The organism is Terriglobia bacterium, assembly GCA_035712365.1.
Lineage (GTDB): Bacteria > Acidobacteriota > Terriglobia > UBA7540 > UBA7540 > SCRD01.
The window spans coordinates 15,895-27,628 of sequence record DASTAW010000048.1 but is presented as its reverse complement, the minus strand read 5'-3'; the positions used below and the strand labels follow the sequence as shown (position 1 = coordinate 27,628).

Below are 11,734 nucleotides of genomic sequence, written 5' to 3'. Positions count from 1 at the left end.
GACCATAGACATTGCTGTCGTTATGCCCTGAAGGACCACACACGGTCCGGAAAGGACGAAGCGTTTTATGGCGGACATATCTGTTGCCGCAAACCCGTTGCGGGTGGGCATGCGGATCCGAAAAACTCCCAGCCCCTGCTCGATGGTGATTTTCGGAGCTTCCGGCGACCTCACAGCCCGTAAACTGATTCCTGCGCTCTACTATCTGCACCGCGAGCGGTTGTTGCCGCAGGGTTTTTCGGTGATCGGGTGTGCGAAAACGCCTTATGACAACGCAAAATTCCGGGAGACCATGGCGGACGCGGTCCGCAAATTTTCCGAACAGCCGTCGTCTGTGGATGACGCCTCGCTCAGAAGCTTTACGGAGTCAATCTATTACCTGACGGACAATTTTGGTGAAAGCAAGGCCTACAACCCGCTCCGCGATCTGCTTGAGAAATTAGACAATGAGAGGGGCACCGGAGGGAACCGCGTGTACTACCTGGCGACCCCGCCCAGTTCCTTCCCCGTCATCATCGGCCATCTCGGATCCACCGGCCTGGCTGCCCCGGAAGATGCGGAAAAAAGTTGGACTCGTGTGGTAATTGAAAAGCCTTTTGGCCACGATCTTGAAAGCGCGCGCGAACTCACCACCGTTGTGAATTCGGCTTTCAAGGAACAGCAGGTCTATCGCATCGATCACTACCTGGGCAAAGAAACCGTCCAGAACCTGCTGGTCTTCCGCTTTGCCAATGGCATCTTTGAGCCCATCTGGAACCGGCGCTACATCGACCACATTGAAATCACAGTTGCCGAGGACCTCGGAGTGGAGGGGCGGGGCCGCTATTACGAGGAAGCCGGCTTGTTGCGAGACATGATCCAGAACCACGTGATGTCGGTTTTGAGCCTTGTGGCGATGGAACCGCCGTCGTCTTTCGACGCCGTGGAAGTTCGTGATGAAAAAGCCAAGGTGATGCGTTCGATGCGACCCATTGATCTTGATCGCCTGGACGATTTTGTGGTGCGCGGCCAATATGGCGAGGGCTGGATCCGGGGCGAGAAGGTTCCTGCCTACCGCGAGGAGCCGAAGGTCTCACCAGAATCAACGACGGAAACCTTTGCCGCGCTCAAATTGTTTATCGACAATTGGCGATGGGCCGACGTTCCCTTCTATGTGCGCTCCGGCAAACGTCTAACCAAGCGGGTCTCGGAAATTGTGGTCCAGTTCAGGCGGGTCCCGCACATGGTTTTCGGGCGGAAAACCAGCAATCCTGTTGGCCAGAACGTGCTTGCCATGCGGATCCAGCCGAACGAAGGTATTTCCATTAATTTCAATGCCAAATTTCCGGCGCCGATGATGGAAATCCGCCCGGTCAAAATGGAGTTCCGCTACGCCGAGTCGTTTGGGGGCGAACCCCCCAGTGCCTACGAGACGCTGCTGCTCGACAGCATGTTGGGTGACCAGACCCTTTTCAATCGTGAAGACGCAGTAGAATTGGCCTGGCAACTATTGTCCCCGCTGCTGGAGCGCTGGCGGGAGGACGGCGAGAAGGGCTTGCAGAGGTATGAGGCGGGAAGTTGGGGTCCAGAAGCCGCCGACAGATTGCTCGATCGGGATGGTCGTCGCTGGCATCGGCTTTAATTGGCCCGCAGGCCTGTGGCGCGTCGCCCTTCCTGTCCTTCGGAGACCCATCGGGAGGAGGATTCGTTGCCGTTAGCTAAAAAGTTCAAGTCGCTCACGGCGGGCGAACTCCAGCCGGCCAACGTGGCCACGCTGGAAGAGGAATTATCTGCCCTATGGCGGGCTGCGGCAGATGATCCCGGTACAGAACACCCGGTGATGCGGGCATCCGTGTTGACCCTTATTGCGTTCGTTGAGAACGAGGAGGAAGCCCGCGAGTCGGTCGATCTGATCAGCCACATCATCGCCCAGAACCCGTGCCGAGCGATCCTGCTGCTGGCCGAACCAAGGGAACGCCCGGATGGCATGGCGGCGTGGATTTCCGCCCAGTGTCATCTTCCCCCTTGGGGCGCGCGGCAGGTTTGCTGCGAGCAGATTTACGTTCGGGCCCGGGGTGGGGCGGTGAATGGGCTGGACAATGTGGTCCTCCCGCTGATTGTCCCCGAACTTCCCGTGTATCTCTGGTGGCGGGTGGGACGCTTCGCGCCACCTTCGTTTCTTGATCAGGTGCTCCGCCGTACGAACCGGGTGCTGGTTGACTCGGGCCGGTTTGAGGAACCGGAAACCGATCTGGCCACACTGGGGCGGCTGGTAGAGCGGTCCCACGCCACCGGCGGCATAGCCTTCAGCGATCTTAACTGGGCCCGGCTTACGCCGTGCCGCGAACTGGTAGCTCAGAATTTTGATTCTGATGAGGCCGGTTCCTGTCTGCAGGACCTTTCGGACATATCATTCGAGTGGGAAACAGGTCCCGGTGAGAGAGGCAGCCCCATCGCCCACGCGCTGCTTCTTACGGCGTGGCTGGCCAGCCGTCTTGACTGGCGGCCAGTTACACGGCTTGCGCCAGGCGCCGGTCCAAACCGCGTGGTTGAATTCCGGCGCGGAGACAACCCTGTTCGCGTGGAGTGGATTGTTCGCCACGAGACAAGCCAGCCACCAACCCCCTTCAAGGTGACATTGAAGACACGTTCCGACCCTCCCGCAATCTTTTCGGTGTCCGAATCTACGGCGGAAGGCATTGCTCACACCCGGGCGGAAATTCCGGGCCGCGCTCCGCTCGAAAGAACCTTGCGGATGATGGCAATGGGCGAAGTTGAATTGGTCAACGAAGAACTCAAGTTCCCGGCGCGGGACAAAATTTATGAGGAAATCCTGAGCCTGATCGTTCAGATGGTCGACTTGTAAGCTTCGGCGCTTGACGACAGGGGTGCGCAGATGAGCCAAGCGAAGCTCGAGATATTTCCGGGACTGGAGGATCTGAGCCGGGCGGCGGCCGCGCACTTCACTGATCTCGCACGGGAACGTGTCCAGCAGGGAAGAGCGTTCACGATTGCGCTTTCCGGCGGTGAAATGGGACGCGCACTTCTGGAGATGCTGGCGAACCCGGAGTTTTCCCAGCGCATCCAGTGGGACAGCGTTCATCTGTTCCAGGTTGACGAGCGATGTGTCCCGCCGGATGACATCCAAAGTAACTACCGCATGATCCGCGAGACGCTGCTGCGGCCGGTGCCCGGCGCGGCCCACAACTTCCATCGCATGGTAGCCGAATCGGACGATCGCGACGCGGCGAGCGCGGAATACGAGGCGGAGGTCCGCAGCGTTCTGAAGCCGCCTGAAGGAGCGCTGCCCCGCTTCGATCTGGCGCTGATGGGATTGGGACCGGACGGGCACACAGCCTCGCTTTTTCCTGGGACGGCGGCCCTCGATGAAAGCCGGCGATGGGTTTGCCCGAACTACGTCGAAAAGCTCCAGATGTACCGAATGACGCTGACTTACCCTGTCCTCAACGCGGCCAGTGAGCTTGTGTTTCTGGTCTCGGGAGCCAAAAAGGCGGAAATTCTGCGCCGGGTGCTCGAGGGACCTCGCGATCCGAAGCAGTTTCCAGCCCAGGGAATCCAGCCGGGTGCGGGGAGCTTGAACTGGTATCTGGACCGTGCGGCGGCGCAATTTCTCCGCAAGCCCCCAGTTCAGAGGAAAATCTCTTGATCAAGATTGCGCCTTCGATTCTGTCCGCGGACTTTACACGCCTTGGAGAACAGGTTCTGGAAGCACAGGCGGCTGGAGTGGATCGCATTCAGATCGATGTGATGGACGGACGGTTTGTTCCGAATATTACCTTTGGAACGGAGGCTGTCGCTTCACTTCGGCCGATTACCCATCTGACCTTGGAAGTCCACCTGATGGTTCAGCCGCCGGAAGACTTTATCGAGCCGTTTGCGGAGGCGGGCGCGGACACCATCATCGTCCATCAGGAAGCCACACCGCACCTGCACCGCGCGATACAGCACATTCATGCCCTTGGCAAGAAAGCTGGCGTGGCCATCAACCCTTCCACGCCGGCCATTCTTCTTTCAGAGGTCATCGGAAGCCTTGACCTCGTTCTCGTGATGACGGTCAATCCGGGCTTTGGCGGGCAGGAATTCATAATGGAGACGCTGCCGAAGATCCGGGAAGTCCGTCGTCAGATCCAGCAAATGGAACTTGCGTGTGAGGTTGAAGTGGACGGTGGGATTAACCTCGATACCGCGCCGCTGGTGGTTGAAGCCGGGGCTGATGTTCTCGTTGCCGGATCGTCTGTATTTGGGAGCAATGAGGGCGTGGCAGCGGCAATACAATCCTTGTTGTCGAGCGTTCCTCGGTGACATCCGAAACATCATCAATTTGCTTTGCCTGATTCAGTCCCTCTCTGCGGGTGGCGGAACGGCCCCTGGAGTGTCGGCCCTGGGCAGGGAATTTTGACTTTGATTGGCAGCCTCAATTATATTCACTCATTCGTTTCGCGCTCCCTGTAAGCGCTGATTTCCCGGCGGCCTTCCCGGAGAACTAAGACCTCATTATGAAAATTGCGGTACTCGGACTTGGATACGTAGGCAGCGTGACCGGTGCGTGCCTGGCCCAGATGGGGCACACGGTAACGGGAGTAGATGTTTCTGCGACAAAAGTGCATTTGGTGAATTTCGGCCAGTCGCCCGTGCTGGAGCAAGGACTGGATAGCCTGGTTCGGCAAATGGTCGCGGAAGGCAGACTTCGGGCCACTCTCGATCCGGCAGAGGCGCTTGACGGGGCTGATCTTTCACTGGTGACAGTGGGTACGCCGTCGCGTCGGGATGGCTCCGCCGACCTGGACCATGTTGCATCTGCGCTTGGAGGCATCGGACACTCCCTGCGGACCGCGAAAAAATTTCATGTGGTCGCAATTCGGAGCACGGTGCCGCCCGGGACCACAGAAAGTCTGGTGATGCCCACACTTGAGCAGATAAGCAGCAGGCGTGCGGGGCGTGATTTCGGCGTTTGCTTTCATCCCGAATTTCTTCGTGAAGGTTCCTCGATTCACGACTTTTTCAATCCGCCCAGAACGGTGCTCGGCACGAGCGACGCCAGGACCGCCCGGCGATTAAGCCGGATGTGGAGGCCAGTCAAGGCGCCCGTGTTTGTGACCTCATTCAAAGCTGCTGAAATTTTGAAATACGCCGACAACAGTTTTCACGCGCTCAAGGTGTCTTTTGCAAATGAGATGGGTTCTCTCTGCCGCCGGTTTGACGTCTCAAGCGAGGAAGTTATGCGAATGTTCGTACAGGATACCAAGCTCAACATTTCGCCGTTGTACCTGAAACCCGGCTTTGCATTCGGCGGTCCCTGTCTGCCAAAAGACGTCAGGTCGCTTGGAAGGCTCGCCCGCGAGAACGGGTTGGATCTTCCACTGATTCAAAATATTCTGCCTAGCAACGCGCGCCATCTGGACAGGGCCGTGGACCTCGTCCTTTCCGTAAAGAAGCAAAGGATTGGAGTTCTTGGTCTGGTATTCAAATCGGACACGGATGACCTCCGTGAGAGCCCTGCCTGCGAACTGGTGAAAAGGTTGATCGCCGCGAGGAAGACGGTGAGGGTTTATGATCCCCGGGTCAGGCTTGACCGACTGCTGGGTGCTAACCAGACTTTTATCCGCAAGGAACTTCCTTCGCTTCCGCGGTTGATGACGGCATCCTGCTCAGAACTTATCGAGTCCAGTGACCTCATCGTCCTGGCGGGGAGCCATCCTGAATTCCAAGCCGGCATCAAGGGGCTCAAGAAAGGTAAAGTCGTCGTTGACCTGGTGGGGCTGACGCATGACCAGCGCCATTCCGGCAAACTCAGCCGGAGGTTGACATAGACGTTCACGTTCAACAAAGAAAGCCCGCTGGCCTGTGGTTCAAGGCTGATGGGGAGCAGGCTGCTTCTGCCGCGCTTGCCCAACCAAGGTCTCCTTGAAAAGATCATTTAATCAACTTAACTTCGTTGACAACCCTGTCATGGATATTATATGTTCTTAACCCCGGTCTTGCTCTCGTAACCAACCTTCAGGAGGGGGAGGATATGGTTGGCGAGGTTTTGGGTCATTACCATATCATCGCAAAGGTCGCTGAGGGGAAGTTCGCGGTCGTGTATAAAGGCCGCGATATTCGCCTAAATCGAACCGTTGCGGTGAAGGTCCTCAGAGAAGACTGTCTTCAGGCAGACACGGCTTGGCCTCGGCTGCTGCGGGAGGCCCAGATCGCTTCAGCCTTGAACCACCCTAATGTCTGCACTCTTTATGATATCGGGGAAGAGCAAGGCACCAACTACATCGTCTTGGAGTTCGTTGAAGGCAAGACGCTGCGGGCAATCCTTGACTTCGGCCCTCTTCCGATCCAACACGCCTTTAATTTTGGCATGCAGATTGCCGAGGCAATGACCTATACACACGGTGCCGGAATCCTGCACCGAGACTTCAGCAGCTCGAATATTGTGGTGACTCCCACAGGCCGGGTCAAGGTCGTCGACTTCGGTCTCGCTAGGTTGATTGAAGAGGAGAGGACAAAACCGGACGAGCGTTCTGATTCCTCCGCCCAAGAGATAGGCTGGCTTGTCGGAACGCTTCCCTATATGGCTCCCGAGCTTCTGCATGGGGAGCCAGCTACCACGCAGTCTGGTGTCTGGTCCCTAGGGGCGATCTTGTTCGAGATGCTGACCGGCCGCTTACCGTTCTCCGGGCGATCACCGTTCGAGCTGGGTATGGACATTATGACAGGGTCGGTCAAGCAGTTGCCCATGGAAATCCCTGCAGGTTTGAGGGCCATTGTTCAAAGGTGCTTGGTGCGAGATAAGGATGACCGCTATTATTCGGCACTGGAAGTCCTTAACCACCTCCAATCAGAATTTGTTACGTTCCAGATAAAAGCGGTTCTTGCAAATCGCCCTGCGTCAAATCCCTCATACCGTGCGGGACGGTGGAGGACCATCCTTGGTTGGATTGGTTTGGCATTCCTCGGTCATTGAAATGAACTATCGAGGCCAGTCCTCAGCAAAGACTCCCTTCGGACGGTTACTCCATTTCTCTACGATGCCGTGTTGCTCAAGAAGCTCTGTTAACTCCACCACTTAAAGCTTGACAGCAAACGAGAAGGATTATAAATTCTTAATGTTTCGTGGGGCTTAGAGGTACAGAAGCCCAGACGTTCACAGTTGGATAAGTACGTCGAGAGGGGGCAGGATGCTGAATCGACAGAAGTTAGTGCAACTTGTGCTAGCCGTAATGACGGTGATCGGGATGGGAGTGATGCCGGCGCTGGCGGGATCGGCCGCGGTAGGATCGATAGCCGGGAGCCGAAACGCGACGCTTAGCGGAGAGGCGCTGGTGCCGAACACGACGGTGTTCAGTGGAGACAAGTTGCAGGTGAGAGACGGTGTCGCTGTGGTGGCGCTCGACGAGGGGAACAGCATGGTGTTCGGTCGAGAGACGGAAGCCTCATTTATGCGGGAAGCAAAGGATGTGACGGTGTTGTTGAACCGGGGGAATGTGTCGATGTACCACCCGGGATCGAGCGTGGGGGTTGAGGTGAAAGCCGGGGGCGTGACGGTGAGGCCGGCGGCGGGATACGCTGCGCGGGGTGAAGTGGCTATGCTGGACGGCTCACTGGTGGTCACGGCAAAGGAAGGGACATTGCAGGTGGAGAGACAGGGGCGTACGAAGCAGGTCATGCAAGGGAAGACGGTGACCCTGCCAATGACGGCGGCGGCGCCGGCGCCGAGTCCTGCGGCGCCTCCGAACGGGAACCCGCACATCACGACGGCGACCACGCTGGGAGTGGTGGCCGTGGCAGGTGGGGCGGCGGCGGCGGCGCTGGCAGGGTGGGGATTAACAACGCGCTCGAATGGTGCGACGGACGCGACGACGGCGGCGAACAACGCGACGGCAGCGGCGAATGCTGCGGCGGACGCGGCGAATGCGGCAGCGGCGGCGACGAATGCGGCGGGCTGCGCGGAGAACAACGAGGAGGCCGCGGAGAATCCTGGGACGCCGAGTCCGTACACACCACCGGCAGGATTTAGCTGCCCGTAGGCGAGAGTCGATCAGAGAGCAGAAAAAGGATGAGAAAGTGGGCGGCGGCCGGGACGGGCTGCCGCCCACTTCGTGTTTAGAGGCTCTCCACGCGGGGCCGCAACCTGGGGTTTGTCCAAAGATCAAGAGGTCGTGGCAACCTGCCCTCCGGTTCGAAGGTCCCCATCTCGTTCGCCGGTACATCCGTCGTTCAATCGGCGGAAGCAGATCTTGTCCGCTATACCGCAATCAACAACAAGCCTGAGGCCTGGCCAATCATGCAGTTGCGTCGTGAGCGGTATCCGGAGCACAATATTTCTTTTTACCAAAATGCGGGAAGTGCTTCTGGCCTCCCTAAGCCGATGGCATGCGCGATTGACCCGGAGAGTCCGCGTCCACACGAAGAGTAGCCCGGAGAAAAGATGGCGATGAAGTTGGGAATTGTTGGTTACGGAGTGGTAGGAAGAGCTTTGGCGAAAGTTTTCCGCTATGAGAGTGGGAATTCGGACCTGGTGATTTATGACAAGTTTGTCAGAGGCATGAACAACCTCAGGCGGAGGGCTGCATTGCAGCAGTGTGACCTCGTTTTCATTGCCGTTCCCACTCCGGAGGGCCCGGATGGGAAATGTGATCTAACGGCGATCGACGAAGTGGTTTCCTGGGTGGGGCCGGTCATGTGCATCAAGTCCACTGTTCCGCCTGGAACGGTTGACCGGCTTGCGGCGCAGCACGGCAAGACGATCTGCTTCAGCCCTGAATACGTTGGTGAAACCACATGGCACACTTTGAAAGGGATCGAGAGCCACGGATTCATTATGGTTGGAGGAGAACGCTCCGCCTGTAATATGGTGATCCAGGCGTACCAGCAGTTTCTGGGCCCGCTGCCGCACTATTACATTACCGATGCGAAGAGCGCCGAGCTCTGCAAGTATATGGAAAACGCATTTCTCGCCACCAAGGTTGCCTTCGTCAACCAGTTCTACGACATCGCGCAGGGGCTGGGGGTGAATTTTAACGAACTGCGTGAGCTCTGGCTTGCGGATGATCGTATTGGAAGGTCCCACACCATTGTTACTGCCGAGCGTGGCTACCGCGGACGCTGCCTTCCCAAAGACATGGCCTCCATCATCCATTTTTCCCGGCAGGCCGGCGGTGCGCCGCTTCTGGAGGCCGTTGACCGTTTCAATGATGAGGTTTGCCGAAGAGCGGACGAAGTGAACAGCGCCGCGAAGCGTGTGGCTCAAAAAAAGAAGCCCCGCCGCTAATTGCTTCAAGCTTTCAGGATTTCACGGACTGACCGAACGATGTAACGAAGGTCTGCCTCGGTCACCCCCGGATGCACCGGAAGCGATAGGACCGTTTTCGCCAGGCTGGAAGAAACGCGAAAATCCAAGTCCCGTCCAGAGTCGCGAAAAACCGGCTGGCGGTGCAGGGGGAGCGGGTAGTGAACGGCTGACTGAATACCTCGAAGACTAAGCGCCTTTGCTAACTCGTCTCGTGACATTCCTGCCCGCCTGGCATCGACGCAAATCGTAAATAAGCTGAAAGCATGACTCGTCCCAGGGATGAGTTCCGGCGTTTGCAGCCCTGGAACTCCTGAGAGCCCCTTCGCAAGGGTCCTGGCATTTCTCTGCCGCGCGCGAATCGCTTTCGGGAGCCTGGCCAGTTGATGAAGGCCCATGGCGGAGGCGATGTCGGTAGTGCGGAAATTGAAACCGAGCCGTACATGCCGGTAGCGGCCGGATTCTCCATGAGAACGGAGCAGGCGCAATTCTGCAGCGAGGGAGCGATGGGAGGTTGTGATCATTCCGCCTTCGCCCGTGGTCATATTTTTTGTTGGGTAGAACGAATAGCATACCGCATCGGGAAACGATCCGACGTCCTGCCCGCCGAATTGTGCTCCGTGCGCCTGCGCAGCATCCCAGATAATTTTCAGCTTATGGCGGCGGGCCACGCGTGCCAGGCCGCTGATGTCAGCAGGCTGGCCGTAGAGGTGCACCGGGATCAACGCACGCGTTCTCGGAGTAATAAGCCGCTCGAGTTCCGCCGCCTCCAGCGTAAACGTCTTTGGGTTGACGTCGGCAAACACCGGCGTGGCGCCCACTGCCGCCACCATGGCTGCCGTCGCAACAAAAGTAAAATCTGGAACAATGACTTCATCCCCTGGGCGCAGCAGCGCGTGGCAGGCGAGATAGAGCGCCGAGGTCCCCGATGAGACCGTGATAGCGTGGCGGGCCCCAACGCTGGCCGCGAAAGCCGCTTCAAATTCTTCGGTGACCCTCCCCGCCCTGAGATTTCCACTCTTCAGAACCTGCTCGACGGCCCGAATCTCACGCTGGTCAAGCGATACTTGCGCGATTGAAACGGTGCGAATGGTGTTTCCTCCTCTTCCCGATTATGAACCAGAAGCAAGGATTGCTGGTGCTATGTGGAGCGCTTCTGTGATGGCGTCGTCCATGCTGGAGTAGTGCCAGGCCCCGAAGCGGCCAATCGACCAGATGCCCCTCGTTTGGAGAAAGTGCAGGAGGCGCCGGACGCGCCCGCCCCGCTCCAGATCGTGTACCGGATAGGCATAAGGGAAAAAGTTTCGAACAACGCGCACCACGTCCTCTGGCTTCTCGATCCATCCCAGTTTTAACAGGCAGGCCCGAACCTGCTGCTCCAGTTCTTCCTCTTTTTTGCCCGGTTCAGGATTTGAAATCTCGGCCGCAATCAATCCCGTGTCTTTGGGCGCCAGTTCGGCGGAGATGTTGGAAGGGAAAACCAGGCGAAAAAATGGGAACTCAGCCTCTGGAAAGTAAGCCCAATGGAAGGGCTTCGGAAGAGGTCGTCTGAGGCAGTACGTCAGGTTGAGCAACGAAGTCCACCGGAGCCCGGAAATCTCCTGCTTCAAGGTTTCCGGGACGGCTTTGGCCCGCTCGACCAGAACTGGCAGCGGAATGGTCGAAATCAGCCGGTCATAGCTCACGCGTTCTCCGCTTCGGAACAGGACCCTGCGATTCTCCACGTCAATCTCAACCGCTTCCTGGTTCAGGTGCAAGTCTGTCAGCCTGGAACGGAAACCTTCGCAGATGGTCTGGATTCCTCCGCGCGCCGGATAGAAGAACCACGGATTGTAGCCGACTTCGTGATGGTTCCGACGCGAAAGCACATTGCTGATGACTTGCCGCAATTGGGTTTGGGGTACGAAAGGCCTGATCCAGTCCAGGCCCATGCTTTGCGGTTCGACGCCCCATAGTTTCCGGTTATAAGGACGCATGAAGTGCCGCGCGATGCCGTCGCCGAAGTATTGTTCCACCCATTCGTCAAAGTTGTCCGGTTCACGGGCGCCGGTGAATTTGCGCTTCGTCCACGCTTTGAAATACCCGCTCAGGCAATCTATCTTCGCTGCGGACGGCAGCGCATTCAGGTGTGTCTGGAAAGGATAAGGCACGTACGTTCGCTGAAAGTAGATCCAGGCGCTGCGCTCTTGACGGACAAGCTCTTCACCGACGATGTTCTGTACCAGGTTCTTTGTTTCTTCGGAACGGAAGTGCAGCACGTGCGAGACGATATCGAAACGATATCCGTCAACGCTCTGCGTTCGGCACAGACCACCCACTGAAGGCGCCTGCTCGTAGATCCCGTAGCCGTGCGGAGCAATTTGCTGCAGGGCATACGCGGCACTCAGCCCGCTGATTCCCGCTCCCAAAATGACTGTGTGCAACCGCTGCTCCTCCACAAATCCGCTGCCATTG

10 protein-coding genes are annotated in these 11,734 nt (G+C 57.8%); 8 read left to right on the top strand and 2 right to left on the bottom strand.

What is annotated here, in order from left to right; genetic code table 11:
• The first annotated feature begins 67 nt into the window (after positions 1 to 67).
• The 8 genes from zwf to VFQ24_14250 all read left to right on the top strand — a co-directional run bounded on the left by zwf (position 68) and on the right by VFQ24_14250 (position 9,262).
• Complete coding sequence (zwf, locus tag VFQ24_14285; GenBank protein HET9179522.1) at positions 68 to 1,621, top strand: glucose-6-phosphate dehydrogenase; 1,554 nt, start codon at positions 68 to 70, stop codon at positions 1,619 to 1,621.
• Between the two features lie 66 nt (positions 1,622 to 1,687).
• Complete coding sequence (locus tag VFQ24_14280) at positions 1,688 to 2,845, top strand: glucose-6-phosphate dehydrogenase assembly protein OpcA (protein ID HET9179521.1); 1,158 nt, start codon at positions 1,688 to 1,690, stop codon at positions 2,843 to 2,845.
• A 30-nt stretch (positions 2,846 to 2,875) separates the two neighbouring features.
• Positions 2,876 to 3,646, top strand: a complete 771-nt coding sequence (gene pgl, locus VFQ24_14275) for a 6-phosphogluconolactonase (GenBank protein ID HET9179520.1) — start codon at positions 2,876 to 2,878, stop codon at positions 3,644 to 3,646.
• On the top strand, positions 3,643 to 4,302 hold the full coding sequence (gene rpe / locus VFQ24_14270) for a ribulose-phosphate 3-epimerase (GenBank protein ID HET9179519.1): 660 nt from the start codon (positions 3,643 to 3,645) through the stop codon (positions 4,300 to 4,302). The genes pgl and rpe overlap by 4 nt, the downstream gene beginning before the upstream one ends.
• Before the next feature lie 194 nt (positions 4,303 to 4,496).
• Positions 4,497 to 5,810 (top strand): UDP-glucose/GDP-mannose dehydrogenase family protein, encoded by a 1,314-nt coding sequence (locus VFQ24_14265; protein ID HET9179518.1) that lies wholly within the window; start codon positions 4,497 to 4,499, stop codon positions 5,808 to 5,810.
• 203 nt (positions 5,811 to 6,013) lie between these two features.
• Positions 6,014 to 6,955, top strand: coding sequence for a serine/threonine-protein kinase (locus VFQ24_14260; GenBank protein ID HET9179517.1), 942 nt, complete (start codon positions 6,014 to 6,016; stop codon positions 6,953 to 6,955).
• A 214-nt stretch (positions 6,956 to 7,169) separates the two neighbouring features.
• Positions 7,170 to 8,018 (top strand): hypothetical protein, encoded by an 849-nt coding sequence (locus tag VFQ24_14255; protein HET9179516.1) that lies wholly within the window; start codon positions 7,170 to 7,172, stop codon positions 8,016 to 8,018.
• A gap of 401 nt (positions 8,019 to 8,419) precedes the next feature.
• Positions 8,420 to 9,262: a hypothetical protein gene (locus tag VFQ24_14250; GenBank protein HET9179515.1), complete on the top strand. Its 843-nt coding sequence runs from the start codon at positions 8,420 to 8,422 to the stop codon at positions 9,260 to 9,262.
• Positions 9,263 to 9,267: 5 nt separating this feature from the next.
• Here the strand turns inward: VFQ24_14250 and VFQ24_14245 are convergent, their stop codons facing one another.
• Positions 9,268 to 10,305 carry a DegT/DnrJ/EryC1/StrS family aminotransferase gene (locus tag VFQ24_14245; GenBank protein HET9179514.1) on the bottom strand — a complete coding sequence of 346 codons (1,038 nt, stop codon included), beginning with the start codon at positions 10,303 to 10,305 and terminating at the stop codon, positions 9,268 to 9,270.
• An 87-nt stretch (positions 10,306 to 10,392) separates the two neighbouring features.
• Positions 10,393 to 11,703, bottom strand: a complete 1,311-nt coding sequence (locus VFQ24_14240; protein ID HET9179513.1) for an FAD-dependent oxidoreductase — start codon at positions 11,701 to 11,703, stop codon at positions 10,393 to 10,395.
• Positions 11,704 to 11,734 lie beyond the last annotated feature (31 nt).

Coding starts and splice junctions, on each gene's coding strand:
- zwf (HET9179522.1), top strand. CDS start 68: ATGGCGGACATATCTGTTGCCGCAAACCCGTTGCGGGTGGGCATGCGG.
- pgl (HET9179520.1), top strand. CDS start 2,876: ATGAGCCAAGCGAAGCTCGAGATATTTCCGGGACTGGAGGATCTGAGC.
- VFQ24_14265 (HET9179518.1), top strand. CDS start 4,497: ATGAAAATTGCGGTACTCGGACTTGGATACGTAGGCAGCGTGACCGGT.
- VFQ24_14260 (HET9179517.1), top strand. CDS start 6,014: ATGGTTGGCGAGGTTTTGGGTCATTACCATATCATCGCAAAGGTCGCT.
- VFQ24_14255 (HET9179516.1), top strand. CDS start 7,170: ATGCTGAATCGACAGAAGTTAGTGCAACTTGTGCTAGCCGTAATGACG.
- VFQ24_14250 (HET9179515.1), top strand. CDS start 8,420: ATGGCGATGAAGTTGGGAATTGTTGGTTACGGAGTGGTAGGAAGAGCT.